General features: G+C 61.1%; 11 protein-coding genes. 8 read left to right on the top strand and 3 right to left on the bottom strand.

Annotated features, from left to right (window positions below):
* The first annotated feature begins 36 nt into the window (after nt 1-36).
* The 7 genes from MPC4_RS09500 (at nt 37) to glpK (ending at nt 9598) form a co-directional block, all read left to right on the top strand.
* Nucleotides 37-2130 carry a sigma-54-dependent Fis family transcriptional regulator gene (locus tag MPC4_RS09500; RefSeq protein ID WP_174512306.1) on the top strand — a complete coding sequence of 698 codons (2094 nt, stop codon included), beginning with the start codon at nt 37-39 and terminating at the stop codon, nt 2128-2130.
* 33 nt (nt 2131-2163) lie between these two features.
* Nucleotides 2164-2514, top strand: a complete 351-nt coding sequence (locus MPC4_RS09495; RefSeq protein WP_174512305.1) for a hypothetical protein — start codon at nt 2164-2166, stop codon at nt 2512-2514.
* A 189-nt stretch (nt 2515-2703) separates the two neighbouring features.
* Nucleotides 2704-4380 (top strand): Hsp60 family chaperonin, encoded by a 1677-nt coding sequence (locus tag MPC4_RS09490; protein ID WP_134488625.1) that lies wholly within the window; start codon nt 2704-2706, stop codon nt 4378-4380.
* 619 nt (nt 4381-4999) lie between these two features.
* Nucleotides 5000-5350 carry a hypothetical protein gene (locus MPC4_RS09485; protein WP_174512304.1) on the top strand — a complete coding sequence of 117 codons (351 nt, stop codon included), beginning with the start codon at nt 5000-5002 and terminating at the stop codon, nt 5348-5350.
* 110 nt (nt 5351-5460) lie between these two features.
* Nucleotides 5461-5940 carry a Fur family transcriptional regulator gene (locus tag MPC4_RS09480; RefSeq protein ID WP_174512331.1) on the top strand — a complete coding sequence of 160 codons (480 nt, stop codon included), beginning with the start codon at nt 5461-5463 and terminating at the stop codon, nt 5938-5940.
* A 448-nt stretch (nt 5941-6388) separates the two neighbouring features.
* Entirely contained in the window at nt 6389-8005 is a 1617-nt protein-coding gene (locus MPC4_RS09475; RefSeq protein WP_174512303.1) for an FAD-dependent oxidoreductase, read from the top strand.
* 78 nt (nt 8006-8083) lie between these two features.
* Complete coding sequence (glpK, locus tag MPC4_RS09470) at nt 8084-9598, top strand: glycerol kinase GlpK (protein WP_174512302.1); 1515 nt, start codon at nt 8084-8086, stop codon at nt 9596-9598.
* Nucleotides 9599-9657: 59 nt separating this feature from the next.
* Here glpK and MPC4_RS09465 read toward each other — a convergent pair whose 3' ends face one another.
* The 3 genes from MPC4_RS09465 to MPC4_RS09455 form a co-directional block, all read right to left on the bottom strand.
* Nucleotides 9658-11421 carry an ABC transporter ATP-binding protein gene (locus tag MPC4_RS09465; RefSeq protein ID WP_174512301.1) on the bottom strand — a complete coding sequence of 588 codons (1764 nt, stop codon included), beginning with the start codon at nt 11419-11421 and terminating at the stop codon, nt 9658-9660.
* 323 nt (nt 11422-11744) lie between these two features.
* On the bottom strand, nt 11745-13019 hold the full coding sequence (locus tag MPC4_RS09460; RefSeq protein WP_174512300.1) for an MFS transporter: 1275 nt from the start codon (nt 13017-13019) through the stop codon (nt 11745-11747).
* Between the two features lie 100 nt (nt 13020-13119).
* Nucleotides 13120-13722 carry a PRC-barrel domain-containing protein gene (locus tag MPC4_RS09455; protein WP_174512299.1) on the bottom strand — a complete coding sequence of 201 codons (603 nt, stop codon included), beginning with the start codon at nt 13720-13722 and terminating at the stop codon, nt 13120-13122.
* A 359-nt stretch (nt 13723-14081) separates the two neighbouring features.
* On the opposite strand from MPC4_RS09455, the gene MPC4_RS09450 reads away from it, so the two are divergent.
* On the top strand, nt 14082-15254 hold the full coding sequence (locus tag MPC4_RS09450) for a phosphoserine transaminase (RefSeq protein WP_174512298.1): 1173 nt from the start codon (nt 14082-14084) through the stop codon (nt 15252-15254).

Raw genomic sequence — 15254 nt, 5'->3', positions numbered from 1 at the left:
TCAGAGGCATTTGCCTCATAGTGTGGTGGTGGTGCTATGTACTCCGTCGTCCAGATGCCAAATCAGTTAAAACCGCAGGATGTTGAAGCGCCGGAGCAGGACGCTGGACTGTTCGGCGTCGATCGGCCGGGGGTGGCGTGGGACTGGATGATGCAGACCGGTCAGCCGCCCGAGGGCGATGACTGGGTGCGTCCGCAAGTATCGGAAGCTTGGTACCGATGCATCGAAGAATATCGGCTCTCGCCGCGAACCAGTCTTCTGCGCCCGCATGCGATCATGGATTTCGAAAGCGGCGGACGCACCGCGCCGGCGACCAATCTCGACGTCAGGACGGCGCTGGCGACGATGGCGTTCAACCTGCAGCCGGTGCTGCGGGACACGAGCGTCAGTCTCCTTTTGGCCGATAGCGCCGGCACGCTCATTCACGCCTTGGACGCCGGCTCTAATCTTGGCCCAATGGGCCGGCGCCTCGTCCGGCTCGGCGAGAGCTGGAACGAACTCATCATCGGCAACAACGGGTTAGGAACAGCGGCTGTCTTGCGCGAGCCGGTTGCCTTCGATGGGAAGGAGCATTTCTCCTCAGTTCTTCACCCTTTCGCAACTGTAGGCCATCCGCTTTTCGCCCATGACGGCGGCTTGGTCGCCCTGCTCGGGCTCATCACGGACCAGCGTTCGTCGGCACAAACGCTTCTCGGTTTCGTGCGCATCGCCGGCTATCTGATCGAGACGAATTTGTTCGAGTGCCAGGCGCCTGGCGCTTTCATGCTGAGGATGCGCCTGAACAACATCGGCGCCGGCTTGACCGGACAAGATTGTTTGCTCGACGGCCTCATCTCGCTTGATGAAGAAGGCAGGATCGTCGGCGCGACTCGGACTGGGCTCAACCTATTGCGCGCCGAATGCCATTCGAACATCCTCTCAAAAAAAGTGGAGACGCTGCTCGGGGTTGCTATCGGCGATTTGCGAGCCTGCGCGAGCCGTGGCGAACCGATCGAACTCGAGATACCTGAGGGCTGGCGCCTCAAGGCGGAATTAATCGTCAGGCGTCGTCCTGAGAAAGATGTCGTTCAGCCCAGCCGGAGCTTTGCGCTAAAGGAAACAGGCCGCGCCTCGGCGGGTCCTGTTCTTGGCCGCAGGGGTAAATCCGCGAACGCGGAGCCGTGGCGCGACGCCGTCCTCGAGGCCGCGCTGCAGAAGGCGGTCAATCTTCAAAAGCAGAAGATACCGATGCTGATCACCGGCGAATCCGGCGTCGGCAAAGACCATCTGGTGCGCAGAATTCACGCGGAGGGCGTGCGCAAAGGCCGGCCTCTGGTGCTTGTCAACTGCGCGGCGATCCCGCGAGATCTCATTTCCAGCGAGCTTTTTGGCTATGTGCCCGGAAGCTTCACAGGCGCCCGCACCGGCGGCAAGACTGGCAAGTTCGTCGAAGCGCATACGGGCGTTCTGTTCCTCGATGAAATCGGCGACATGGCTCTCGATCTCCAGACCGCGCTACTTTGTGCGCTCGATAGTTCGGAGATCGTCCCCGTCGGCGGCTCAAGACCAGTGACGGTTGACGTTCAAGTCATCGCCGCGACCAACAGCGATCTTCCCGATTGCGTGAGAAAAGGCGCGTTTCGCCGCGATCTCTACTATCGATTGAACGGCGCCCAATTCTGGCTGCCGCCTCTGCGGGAGCGTCCCGATAAACTCGGTCTGATCGAGCATTTGTGGGAGCAGGAGGTGAAGGCGCAATACGTCAATGAACACAAGGCTTTGAGTGCCGAGGTATGGGACATTTTCGAGCGTCATCCTTGGCCGGGCAATATTCGCGAATTGCGCAATGTCTTGCGTTCGTGTTTGGCCATGACTTCAGGTCCCGAGACGCTCGTTTCCGACCTGCCGAATGATTTTCTAAGGGAAATGAGCGATTCCGCTCAAGCCGAAGAGGAGGGTGAAGCAGGGCTGTCGTCATACGCCAAATGGCGACCCTCCCCTGAGAGCAAGGCGCTCGCCGATTGGGAGGCGGATGCTATCCGCTCGGCGCTTGCCAAGACGGCAGGAAACATTTCCGAATCAGCGCGACAACTCGGGATAACGCGAGCGACTTTGTACCACAAGATGGCGCGCCTCGGTTTGCGCAAATGACGGTGGCGCCAACGCCGAAGTAAGGAGAGAAAAATGGACGACGAGATCGAACAATTTCTCGCCGAAATGGCAAAAGGCGCCGAAGCCACAATCCACGAACTCGAAATTGAAGAAGCGACGCTGCGCGCCCTCATCGGTGATGAGCGCGTCGAGGAACTCGAGCGGCTCTGGACAAAGCAGCTCGATCCCGCCGACGAAGAAGATATCAAGCGTTACATGGATTGGGACGACAAGAAGTTGATTTGGATCTGGCATCGTCTCGAGCGCTCGCGCGAACGACGAGTCGCTGCTGGGCGCGCCTATATGATTCGAAGCCAGCATTCTACAGCACCCGCCGGGACGGCTCCAGCGAGGCCGGCGCGTGGACCACGTAAACCGCTTTGATTGATGAACACAGTCTCGCGCTTCGATGAGCTCGCTTCGTCTGAGATGGCTCTTCGATCGGTTCAGAAACGTTGGCGCGTAATTGGTCGAAACGCGCGCCGCGTATCGCACGCCTATAATCAGCGCGCGCAATAAACAAGAACATAAGCGACTGACGAGGACGCGATCGGCGTCTCAAGGGAGGAAACAATGGCAAAAGATATTCGCTATGGCGACACGGGGCGTCGCAAGATGCTGGCGGGCGCAAATCTTCTGGCCGATGCGGTGCAAGTCACGCTCGGACCGCGCGGCCGCAACGTCATCATCGAGCATCGCACCTCGGGAATCCAGCCGCTTGTTACCAAGGACGGCGTTACGGTGGCGCGATCGATCGCGGTGGATGACCGTTTCGAAAGCGCCGGAATCAACATGTTTACCGAAATGGCCGGAAAGGTTTCGAAGCAGTGCGGCGACGGAACCACAACGACGATCGTTCTCGCGCGCTACATCGCTCGGCAGGTGTTGAGGGCGATGAGTTCCGGGCTCAATCCGAATGGCCTGCGGACCGGCTTGGAGCTTGCTACGCGAGCTGCGATTGAGGACATGGAGAGGCGGGCGCAGAGTTGCGCCGACGAGCGTTCGATTGTTCAGATCGGCGCGACCGCGTCGAACGGCGACGCATCGGTCGGAAAGCTCCTGGCCTCCGCCTTCAGCGCGGTTGGCCGTGAGGGCGTCATCAACATCAACCTCGGCAACGGACTTGAAGATGAAATCGAGTTTCAGGAAGGCGCGCATTGGGAGCAAGGCTGGCTTTCGCCTTATTTCATCACGGACAAGACGCGCAGGATCGCGGAGCTGACGGATGCTTATGTGCTCCTTTACGACCGACCGATCAAACATTTCGAAGAATTGATTCCGATTTTGGACCAGGTGCGGCAGGCCGAAGGATCGCTCCTGATCATCGCCGAAGCCGTCGAAGACGCGGCCCTCGCAGGGATTTTGCTCAATCATGTCCGCTGCGTCCTGAAAGCCGTTGCGGTGAAACCCCCTGCCCAGGGAGATCGTCGAAAGGAAACCCTCGCCGACCTCGCTTGCTTACTCGGAGGCCGCGCCATATTGGAAGAAAATGGAGACGACCTTGGCCGAGTAAAGCTCGCCGATCTCGGTCGCGCGCGACGCGTTCAGGTCGGCGAGGATACGACCAACTTATTCGGCGGCGCCGGCGATCCCAGCGTGGTTGCCGAGAGACTGTATGGGTTGCGGCTAGAGACGGATCGACTGCGGAGCAGCGACAAGGGCTCTCCGACGGGCAAGCTTCATGACCTCGATGAACTCCAGGAACGGATCGCCAATCTCTCGAATGTCACGGCGACCATCAACGTGGGCGGCGGCAGCGAGGCGGAGATGAAGGAGCGCCTGCAGCGCGTAGAGAATGCCCGAAATTCCGTGTCCGCCGCGCTTGCCGAGGGCGGTCTGCCGGGTGGCGGCGTCGGGCTTCTTCGCTGCCGGAAAGCCCTGCGCGCGCTTTCGTCGACGGATATTGCGGTCAAACATGGCATTCAAATCATTGCGGATGCGGTGGGCGAGCCGGCGCGTTTGATTGCTCATAATGCAGGCGAGGATGCTTATGCCGTGACGTCACGGACGCTGGCGTCGGACGATGAACATTGGGGGCTTGACGCGAGGACCTGCCGGTTTGGCAATCTCTTCGAGGCTGGCGTGATTGATCCGTTACGGGTTACGCGTCTTGCTCTGCAGCACGCAACCTTAACGGCGGGTGCGCTCATGACTACCGAGTGCGTCGTCGCTAACGTGCCGCCCGAGGATCCGACCTTCGGTTATACCGGGGAGTGGGCGGCGGCGACCCGAGAGAATCCGCGCATTTGAGCTTGTCCTGCTCGACGGATAGAGCGCGGCTGAGGGGTAGCCCAAGGTGAGAGCAGCGGGCGCCACAAAGCGCCCGCTGCGAGGCAGGGCTCGCCCATATCTGGGAGTGAAAGGCTTTATCGAAAATCTGAGGGAGATCCTCGGGGGAGCCGTTCTCACTATATCAAATCACAAATTGCGCGAATGTTTTCCGCCGCCCAATGCCTGACGAACTCACAGTGGCGCTCGACGGTCTTTGCGCTGTCCGGGGCGTCTTGTAGACCAATTGCTCTTGGTCAATTGCGGTTGTCTGCGCCAGCGGCGATATCCTCTCCCGCCATTCATCTACAGGGGCGTCCATGTAATCGTGTTCAGATGACATACAGTGTATGAAAATGGAAGGCCGTCGCCACTGAAGACGCGCGTTGGCAAGGCCATACAATCCAATGTGGCGTCCGTCCGATAGGTCATACATCGCTGTTTTATCGAGCGTGTCCAAGCTGCGTCGAGCGCTTGTCAACTAAATGCGCGCAGCGTCGATGGGTGGCACGTCTCCTGCTAAATGCAACGAACTGTTGCCGGAGCGAACGCAATCCGACGTGGGAGTCGGAGAAGCAAAGCTCGACTGGGAGACACTTTGATGCATAAGAGAAATTGGTATTTTATTGTTGGCGCGGCAATCGCGGCTGGCTTCATTTACACACAGGCAAATGCCGAAGATCCGGCGCGAGCTTTCATCGATCGTGTATCAGGAAAGCCGTTTACAACAGAGCGCACCGGTGTCTCATCAGCGAAGATTGAGACAAATCCGGCGCAAGAATTCATTGACAGAGTTTCGGGCGCCGGACAGCTCGTCGCCGAGCGCGTTGGGCCGGGTACAACGTCGATCACAACCGACACGACACAGGAGTTCATCGACCGAGTGTCGGCGGCGCGTCCTTTCATTGTTCAGCGCTCTGAAAGTCAACCGGGCGCCCCAGGCGCTCGTTGAGCGCTTAGGCTTTCTGTCTGGCGATAATCAGCGGCGGGGGCGGGCTGAGGCCAGCCAGTAAAGTGGCCGGATTTGATAATAGCAAGAAAAGCACGAAAGGCAGGTGCGTGATGGGTGACCGCGGGGATGGGCCTCTCGTTGAGAGATCTGCTACATTGAAGTTTTCAAGCGGCGTGTTGTGGAAGAGATATGGCCTTCGAGCAACGCGGCAACGCCGCAACCTTGCGAAATTGCTCTTCGGCAGAGAGGACCGGCATTTGACGGCTGAAACTCTTGCGTTCGAAGCCCGGGTCGCGCACACACAGACGTCGCTGGCGACGGTGTACAACGTCCTAAATGTATTTGCGCGCGTCGGGCTCGTCCGCGCTTTGTCGATCGACCGCTGCCCTACGTTTTTTGATACGAACACGACCGACCATCCACATTACTATTTTGAGGACACAAAGGAAATTCGGGATATTGGACCCGATGAGATTAAACTCACGGACCACATCAGAACACCCGAAGACTATGAAGTCTCCCGCGTCAATGTTGTCGTGACGTTGCGTCCAAAGGCGCCGGCGGCGGAGGGGCGACAGCGCACGACTTGAGGCGGGATTAAACAATACGCGACCAATTTGCTGCTGGGTTACGAGCTCCAATCCATCAAATGACATGGCCGCATAACGCGCAATCCCTTTCCTCCAGACACCCTGCGGGCAACCCCGTCGTGCCGCAGGGTGTCTCTTTAGCTTCGTTTGAGCTGGCGAGAAGATATCCCAATTGAAAAAAGAGAATATTTAAGATCGCGCGCCTCGCCATTGTGGGTGACAGCGTCAATCGAGTGGGGCCGGTAAGCGTTTAGCAGGTCGGCTGGCTTTGCCGGTTCGCTAATGCGGCCAAGGCGATAGGGCCGGCTCGATTCCGCTCTGCAACTCTGGGCAAATTCAGCCTCGCGATCCGCACGGCTCTTGACGGCGGCGTCAATAAGCGGCCTTCAGATGATGGCGCATCGAGCGTCGTCGACGTCGGGGTTGCGCGCGGGGAAGGGGAGGGACAATGGACAGAAGCTCCGCCCTGGCGGCGCTGCGCTCTGGCGGGACTTTCGACGTTCTGGTCGTCGGCGGCGGCGCCACCGGCTGCGGCGTCGCGCTCGATGCGGCGAGCCGGGGCCTCAGGACGGCGCTCGTCGAGCGGGGCGACTTCGCGGAGGGCGCCAGCGGCAGAAGCACCAAGCTGGTGCATGGCGGCGTCCGCTACCTTGAGCTGGCCATTCGGCGCCTTGACCGGACACAATATAATCTGGTTCGCGACGGCCTGCACGAGCGCGCGATTTTCCTGAGAAACGCGCCGCATCTTGCTCATCGTCTGGCGCTTGTCTCGCCGCTCTACCGCTGGCGCGATGCGCCCTATATATTCGCCGGTCTTCGCATCTACGATCGGCTTGCCGGGAAGCTGAGCTTCGGCCGCAGCCGGTTGCTCAGTCGCAGCGAAACCCTCCGCCGATTTCCGATGCTGAAGGCCGAAGGGCTGAAAGCCGGAATTCTCTATTATGACGGTCAGTTCGATGACGCGCGCATGGCTTTGACGCTGGCGCTGACGGCGTCCGAACAGGGCGCCGCGGTGGCCAACCGGGTCGAAGTGGTGGGGTTCACCCATGAGGAGAGTCAACTGACCGGCGCTGAGGTCGAGGATAGGGAGACAGGCGAGCGTTGGGAGATCGAGGCGCGCGCGGTGATCAATGCGGCCGGCCCGTTCGCGGACTCCATTCGCCTGATGGCGGACGCCGGCGCGGCGGCGATCATGAGACCCAGTTCAGGCGTCCATATCGTGCTCGACAAGCGTTTTGCTCCCACGGGGGCGGGGCTGCTGATCCCGCGAACCGACGACGGCCGCGTGCTGTTCATACTGCCCTGGGAGGGACATGCGCTGATCGGCGCCACGGATGAGCCGGCGGCGATCGAGGACCATCCCCCGCCCACGACTGAGGCGGTCGCCTATCTGCTGCGGCACATAGGGCAGTATTTCAATGTCGAGGTGAGCGAAAAGGACATATTATCGGCATGGTGCGGTCTTCGTCCGCTGGTCAGCAACCCGAAAATAGCCGACACAGCGCGCCTCGCGCGCGATCACATCGTCGAAGTGAGCGGGAGCGGCCTCGTCACGATCTGCGGCGGCAAATGGACCACCTATCGAAAAATGGCCGCGGACGCTCTGGATCACGCCATCGCCCGTTTTGATCTGCGCCCGAAAACTCTGTGCCGCACCGCCGGGCTGGCGCTGGCGGGCGCGGAGAATTTCGACGCCGAAAGCGGAATTGAGGCGCTCCGCTCCGCCTTCACCCTTGATTATGATGTCGCCGCCCATCTGCACCACGCTTATGGCGATCGCGCCCCTCGGGTACTGCAAGAGGCCGGCTCCGCCGGCGCGGCGCGGCTCCATCCCGCCTTTCCTTACCTCGAGGCCGAGGTGCTCTATGCCGCTAGATTCGAGGCCGCCCTTTCGGCGATGGATGTGCTGGCCCGGCGCCTGCCGCTGGCTTTGCTCGATCTGGAGGCGGCGCGGCGCTCCGCGCCCCGCGTCATTGCTTTACTCGCCGCGGAGCGCGGATGGGACCAGCGCCGCCGGGATTTCGAGGCCGCCGAGACGGAACGGCGGTTGACGCAGGCGATTTAATGGGCCTTCGCGTTGAGGCCGCTATTCGCATGAGCGCGGTTGCTGATAAGACTCAGTGAAAATCCGGGAGATAACGTCTTGTCGAAATATGTCGTCGCGCTGGATCAGGGGACGACCAGCACACGCTGCATGCTGTTTAACAAGCGGGGAGAAACGGCGGCCTCGCATCAGCTCGAGCATCGACAAATCTGCCCACAATCGGGCTGGGTCGAACATGACCCTTTGGAGATATGGCGACGCGTCGAGGAGGTCATCCGCGGCGCGATGGGCAAGGCCGGGGTGGCGGCGAGGGATCTCGCCGCGATCGGCGTCGCCAACCAGCGGGAAACCACGCTCGTCTGGAACAGGAACACCGGCGAGCCCTATTGCAACGCTATTGTCTGGCAGGACACGCGCACCGATCTGATCTGCGCTCAACTGGCCGAGCGCGGCGGTCAGGATCGCTTTCGTCAAAAGACCGGCCTGCCGCTCGCGACCTATTTTTCGGCGCCAAAAATCCGCTGGATGCTCGACGCCATTCCGGGCCTGCGCCGTGACGCCGAAACAGGGGAGGCGCTCTTCGGGACGATGGATAGCTGGCTGATCTGGAAGCTGACGGGCGGCCCCTCGCCGGCCGCGGCGCATGTGACCGACGTCACCAATGCGTCGCGCACCATGCTGATGAATCTCAAGACTCTGCAATGGGACAATGAGCTGTTGGCGGCCTTTGATATTCCGCGGGCGATGCTCCCGGCCATTCGGCCGTCCTCGGACTCCGCCTTCCATGGCCTCACGCGCGCCGACGGACCTTTTGGAGGGGAGGCGCCAATCTGCGGCGTTCTCGGCGATCAACAGGCCGCCACGGTCGGGCAGGTCTGCTTCGACGTGGGCGAAGCTAAAAACACCTATGGCGCCGGCTGCTTCATGCTGTTGAATACAGGCGTCGAAGTGGTGCAATCAAAACACGGGCTGATCACGACTGTTTGCTATCAATTCGGCGGGAATCCGCCCGTCTACGCGCTCGAAGGCTCGGTGGCGATCGCGGGAGCCTTGGTGCAGTGGCTGCGTGACCGCATGCAACTCATCGACAGCGCGGCCGACGTCGAACGTCTCGCCAGCCTCGTTCCCGATAATGGCGGTTTGTATTTCGTGCCGGCCTTCTCGGGCCTCTTCGCGCCTTATTGGCGCAGCGAAGCGCGTGGTCTGATCATCGGGCTCACCAGCTTTATCGACCGCGGCCATTTCGCCCGCGCCGCCCTCGAGGCCGCCGCCTTCCAGACGCGCGAGGTGGCGGACGCGATGGCGTCGGACTCAGGCGTGCCTGTGACGGCGCTGAAGGTCGATGGCGGCATGACCGCGAATGATTTGCTGATGCAGATCCAGGCCGATGTTCTTGGCGCGCCGGTGACGCGGCCGAAAGTGTCGGAAAGTACGGCTCTCGGCGCCGCCTATGCGGCTGGGCTCGCGGTTGGCTATTGGAGCGGGATCGAGGATCTTCGGCGGAATTGGAGCGTTGACAGGACGTGGAGACCGTCGGTTGACGATACGTTGCGCGTCAAAAATTACACGATGTGGAAAAAGGCGGTCAGCCGGACCTTCGACTGGATCGAATGACCGCGTGCGGCGCCCAACATCTCACGCCGATGGCGAGCCCCCGGCGCTCTCGGCCATGTTCAGGCGGCCTGCTCTGCGAGACGGCTCATCTCCTGCGTAATCAGGGCGCGATAGGGACCGTCGATTTGCATGAGGCTTTCGGGATGCCCGTCTTGCACCATGCGTCCGTTCTGCAACACGACGATACGGTCGAAGTTTCGTAGCGTCGACAAGCGATGGGCGATCGCGATGACCGTCCGCCCCTGCATGAGGCGCGCAAGCGCCTCCCGAATGGCCTCCTCGGCTTCGCTGTCGAGCGCCGATGTCGCCTCATCGAGCAGAAGGATGGGCGCATTTTTCAGGAAGGCTCTGGCGATCGCGACGCGCTGGCGCTGTCCCCCCGACAGCTTCGCTCCCCTGTCGCCAACGATGGTGTCGAGACCCCGCGGCAAGTGCTGGATGAAGGGGCGGCATCGCGCTGCGATGGCCGCTTCCCACACCTCTTCGTCGGTGGCCTCGGGACGGCCATAGCGGATGTTCTCCATCAAAGAACGATTAAAGAGGGCGGTATCCTGCGGCACCACCGAGATCGCCTGTCGAAGGCTTGCCTGAGTGGTCCTGTGAATATCCTGTCCGTCAATGAGAATCCGGCCCGCGTCGAGGTCATAGAAGCGCTGCAGGAGCGCGATCAGCGTTGATTTGCCTCCTCCCGATGGACCGACCAGCCCAACCCTTTGACCGGCCTCGAGAGTAAGGCTGAAGTTTTCGAAAACCTGCCGTCCTTCGGGGTAGCGGAACGCAATGTTCTCGAAGACCACGCGCGCCCCGCCCGGAATGAGAGCGGCAGCCTGGGGATGGTCGCGCAGCTCATGCGGCGACAGAAGCGTCGCGAGGGCCTCGGAGAGGCGCGCCATGTGCTGCGTCACGTCAACGAGGGCCACGGCCAGGTCGCGCGTGGCGCTGAGCACGGCCATTCCGAGCGTGCAGACAAGAACGACGTCGCCGATGGTCGCGGACCGCTGCTGCCAAAGGCTGATCGCCCAGGCGAGCAGACCAAGCATCAAGACTATCGTCACGAGGGCGTGGCTGAGCCGCAGTTTTTCCAGATAAAGGAGGCTGCGCCGGCGCGCCTTGAGCTCCTCGTTGACCGTGGCGCCGAAGCGCCGATGTTCCCGCGCAAGACCGCCGAACGCCTTGACGAGCGCGATGTTGCCGACAACGTCGATCATCTCGCCGTCAACCACCGCGGCCTTGTCGGCGAAATCATGGTGCAGTGGTTTGCCGCTGGCGGCGACGTGGAAAATTGTCGCGGCGACAAGGCCGGACACGACTGCAAGGCAGGCCGCCATCCCGAGGCTGACCGTGGTCAGATAGGCGATCGCGCCGACCATCGCGAGGCATGGCGGCAAGACGTTCCACACGAACATGTTTTGAATGGTGAAGACGGCGTTGGAGGTCGCCGTGATGCGGCTCGTCAGCACTCCCGGCAATCTTTTGGCGAAATAGCTCGGCGCATGGCCGGTCAAATGCTGGAAAAGATCGGCGCGCAGATCGCCGGTGACATGCACGAATGTGTAGGCGGCGATCCAGCTCGCCACGCGCCACAGAAGATTGTCCGCGCCGATGAAAAAGACGAGGAGGTAAAACGCCGGCCAGGGCGCGCCGCTCCGCCCCTCTTGGGAGAGCGTGTCGACGAGGTGCTTGACGCCATACTGGGTGCTGACCGAAAAGCCGACAGCGGCGACCACCGCGAGGAGAATGGCGGCGTGAGACAGCCGGCGGGTTCGTATGTACCGGCCGAAAAATGCCAAAGGCCTGTTGGCGTAATGAGTGAGATCGTCCATGGATCACGACTCGTGGATTGAGAATGAGCAGAAAGTTTGGCTGGCGTTTGGCTTCCCTGCGGCGCGGCAAAATTTTCAGAACGAGCGAAGCTGAACAGCACTCGGTCGAAAAGAATGGTCTCGTCAAGTTTAACTGAGCAATTGCAAGGGCGTGGCCTGTGCCTGCCCACCGCGAGCAACGTTTCCAAATGGCGCAGGTTCCCAACCGGCTCCGGCCAACTGCCTAAAATCTGTGCTGCTGGCGACGATCAATGTGTTGGAGCGGCTGTGTGGCGCATGTTGTCGCACGCTCGAGCGCGAGGCGCGCCTTTGCGAGGCCTGTTTCACCCTTCGCTTGTATTTGGCCGCGTTTCCGGCATCGAGAGCCACACCACGGCGAATCCGCCGGCGGCGATTCCCGCCATCGTCAGAAACGCCGTGTGACTGCCGAAATGGTCACTGAGATAGCCGATGAGAGTTGTGCTGATCGCGGCCCCGACGCCGACGGCGCACCCGACCATGCCCTGTGCGAGATTGAAATGGCCCGTGCCCCGTGTGACGTCGGCGATGGTCAGCGGCGTCAGCACGCCGAGCACCGCGGCCGAAATGCCGTCGAGCAATTGCACGGCGACAAGAAGATGGGGGTCGATGACGACGACAAAGAACGCCCCGCGAACGGCGAGCGCGCCGAAGCCGAGAATGAGGAGCGGTCTGCGTCCCCATTGCTCTGCCTTGCGCCCGACCCATGGCGATAGCGCCGCGACGATGAACTGAGGCACGACGATCGCGGTGGCGACGAGGATCGTCGCAGCCTGGCTCGACCGAAGAGTCAGCATGCTCGCAGCCAGAGGCAGCATAGCGGCATTGGCGAACTGAAACAGCATGGCGCATCCGGCAAAGATGACGAGCGATCTATCGGCAAGAAGGCTGCGCAACCCTGAGATAATGTCGGCTGAGCCGGATCGCGGACGGCCCCCATGAGCGCGGTCCGGGTTGATCTCATCTGGCCGAATCTGGAAGAGCGAGATCAGAGCCGGAACGACCATCGCGGCGGCCACGAAAAAAACCGCCCGGTTGGAGAGATAATATCCGCAAGCGCCCATCCCGGCGGCGGCAAGACCGGTGCCGAGCGAGGCAAATGAAGCGTTCCGGCCAAGGCGTTCGCCAATCGCGTGGCGGCCGACGAGGCCAAGGCTGATCGCCGCCATCGCCGGAGCAAGCACAGAACTTGCTACGGCCTGCGCGATTCTCGATGCAAGCACGACCGCGAAGATCGGCCACGCGGCAAGAGCCAGTGCGCCGGCGCCGATCGCGATGATGGCCGTGGCGGCGGTCCGGCGGATCGAACGTGTGGCGTCGACCGCTGCGCCGCCTGGGATTTGACTCGCAAGGCCAACGAGGCTGCCGATCGTCAAAATGAGGCCAATGTCAACCTGCGTCCATTTTTCCGCCGTCAGATAGACCGCGACGAACGCGCCGAATCCGGTCTGCACATCCGCTGTGAAAAACACGAATCCGTCGAGTCCGCGCCGGCTCGCGCGTGAAGGGCGTGGCGTTTTGTGCGCGATGGCGGCATTCTCGGACGAAGTGACATGATCGCCACGGGCGTCGTTTTGCATTAGTTCTCCGATCCGCCAATGTCGGTTCCGTGAGAATGCTGCTTTGACGGACAAGTTCAGCCGGCTCCGCAAGCCTTTCGATGCGGCTGGCTCTGGATCCTCAATGTGGAGAATCGCCGGAACCACCAAGCATGACGACGGGTTCGCCTGGCTTGAAGATCGGCGCCACTCTGAGCTGATTGGCGGTCAAATCCACGATTACATTGTTTGTCTTGCCATCGGAGGGGAAACGGATGAGGCGCCAATCGACCGCGATCTTGCGGGTGCCAACCCCGAGGAACCCGCCGAAATCGATGATGGCCGCCCGCACCGCGCCGCTGTGGTCGACCATAATGTCCACGATTCGTCCCATATCTTCACCCGTCGGGCTGCTGACGTTCTTGCCGAGGATGCTTTCGAGCTGCTGTCCGTCGATCACCGTCGCTGGCGTGCCTTCCTTTTCCGTTCGTGTTTCGCTTTTTTCGCCGGATCGCGGCGGCGCATACTGTTTTGGCTGAACCGGAGGCGGGGAGGGCGGCGATTCGGCGCCGTTGCTCGCTTGCGAAACACGAACAAGCGGCTCCCGCTTTGCGCTTGACGTCGCCGCTGAGGCTGAATTCTGGAAAGCGAGCAAAGCCGCCGCCACGGAAGCGGCGGACGCCGCCGCGCCATACAGGCAGCCGAAGAGCCTGCGTCCTTCAGTCAGCGCGTTGGAGGTCGGCATAACCATTGTACCTTATGCGTCTCAATCACGTCGAAGCGCGGTATCGAAAAGGCGCGCGAAATCGCCAGGAAGAACGCCATTTCAACATCGAGTGCGATAACCGATCCTCGGCGTTGGTTATGGCGACATTGCGACCCTCGGCGTCCCCGCTGCGCCAAGGCGTCGCTGGCGCCGGACGCCAACGCCTTGACGTCGCTTTTATGTCCATTTATAGAAAAAACAAATAGGCCAATAGAGAGTGTGAATATTCAGCCGGGTAAGCTGAGGGAGAAGCTCAGTTTCGAACGGTTTTGCGCCGGAAAGGCGCGCATCGACTCTGATGTGGCCGATCCCGTTGACGCGATTCCAGGATGATCATCATGCAAGCAGTGATTCCGGCGGCGCGGCCCGCGTGCGCGCATTTTTCTTCTGGCCCTTGCGCCAAGCGTCCGGGCTGGCAAAGCGAGATTCTCGATCATGCGTTGCTTGGCCGCTCACACCGCGCCAGGGAAGCCAAGGCGAGATTGAAGCTCGCCATCGATCTGACCCGTGAGATTTTGCAAATTCCTTCGGATTATCGCGTTGGCATCGTTCCCGGATCGGATACGGGCGCGGTTGAAATGGCCCTCTGGTCTCTCCTTGGGCAACGAGGGGTAGACGTGCTTGCCTGGGAATCCTTCGGGCAAGGTTGGGTCACGGACGTCGTCAAGCAGTTGAAACTGAGCAACGCCCGGACATTGAAAGCTGGCTATGGCGAGATCGTCGATCTGGCGAACATCAATTTCGACAATGACGTCATCTTCACCTGGAACGGGACGACATCGGGCGTGCGCGTGCCCAACGCCGACTGGATCGCCACCGACCGCAAAGGGCTCACGATCTGCGACGCGACCTCCGCGGCTTTTGCGCAGGATCTCGACTGGCCAAAACTCGACGTCGTCACTTTGTCCTGGCAAAAAGCCATCGGAGGCGAAGCGGCCCACGGCGTGCTGATCTTGTCGCCGCGCGCTGTTGAAAGGCTTCTCTCCTACACGCCCGCATGGCCGCTGCCGAAAGTGTTTCGTTTAACCAGCGGCGGCAAGCTGATCGAAGGGATCTTTGAGGGCGAAACCATCAACACGCCATCGATGCTCTGCGTTGAAGATTATGTCGACGCGCTGCTTTGGGGAAAATCGATCGGCGGACTGCCGGCTCTCATCGCGCGCGCCGACGCAAATACGAAGGCGCTCGCCGATTGGGTGGAAAGGACGCCCTGGGTCGATTTTCTTGCGAGCGACCCGGCGATCAGATCCAACACCAGCGTATGCCTCAAAGTGATAGATCCCGCCATTGCCGCGCTTGGCCCCGACGCCCAATCGCGTTTTTCCAAATCGCTCGCAAGCCTGCTCGAAAAAGAGAAAGTCGCCTATGACATCGGCGCCTATCGCGATGCGCCTCCCGGCCTTCGCATCTGGTGCGGCGCGACGATTGAGACAAGCGACATCGAGGCGCTGACGCCTTGGCTCGATTACGCCTTTCAAAAAACCAAGAGCGACCTTGCCGCGGCTGCGTGA

Origin of the sequence: Methylocella tundrae, from assembly GCF_901905185.1 — a bacterium.
In the GTDB taxonomy this organism is placed as follows: Bacteria; Pseudomonadota; Alphaproteobacteria; order Rhizobiales; family Beijerinckiaceae; genus Methylocapsa; species Methylocapsa tundrae.
The sequence above is the reverse complement of the archived record's forward strand: the minus strand, read 5'-3'. Positions and strand labels throughout refer to the sequence as shown.

Excerpts from the sequence above, each read along its gene's own strand:
- MPC4_RS09500 (WP_174512306.1), top strand. The coding sequence starts at position 37 with ATGTACTCCGTCGTCCAGATGCCAAATCAGTTAAAACCGCAGGATGTT.
- MPC4_RS09495 (WP_174512305.1), top strand. The coding sequence starts at position 2,164 with ATGGACGACGAGATCGAACAATTTCTCGCCGAAATGGCAAAAGGCGCC.
- MPC4_RS09490 (WP_134488625.1), top strand. The coding sequence starts at position 2,704 with ATGGCAAAAGATATTCGCTATGGCGACACGGGGCGTCGCAAGATGCTG.
- MPC4_RS09485 (WP_174512304.1), top strand. The coding sequence starts at position 5,000 with ATGCATAAGAGAAATTGGTATTTTATTGTTGGCGCGGCAATCGCGGCT.
- MPC4_RS09480 (WP_174512331.1), top strand. The coding sequence starts at position 5,461 with ATGGGTGACCGCGGGGATGGGCCTCTCGTTGAGAGATCTGCTACATTG.
- MPC4_RS09475 (WP_174512303.1), top strand. The coding sequence starts at position 6,389 with ATGGACAGAAGCTCCGCCCTGGCGGCGCTGCGCTCTGGCGGGACTTTC.
- MPC4_RS09465 (WP_174512301.1), bottom strand. The coding sequence starts at position 11,421 with ATGGACGATCTCACTCATTACGCCAACAGGCCTTTGGCATTTTTCGGC.
- MPC4_RS09460 (WP_174512300.1), bottom strand. The coding sequence starts at position 13,019 with ATGCAAAACGACGCCCGTGGCGATCATGTCACTTCGTCCGAGAATGCC.
- MPC4_RS09455 (WP_174512299.1), bottom strand. The coding sequence starts at position 13,722 with ATGCCGACCTCCAACGCGCTGACTGAAGGACGCAGGCTCTTCGGCTGC.
- MPC4_RS09450 (WP_174512298.1), top strand. The coding sequence starts at position 14,082 with ATGCAAGCAGTGATTCCGGCGGCGCGGCCCGCGTGCGCGCATTTTTCT.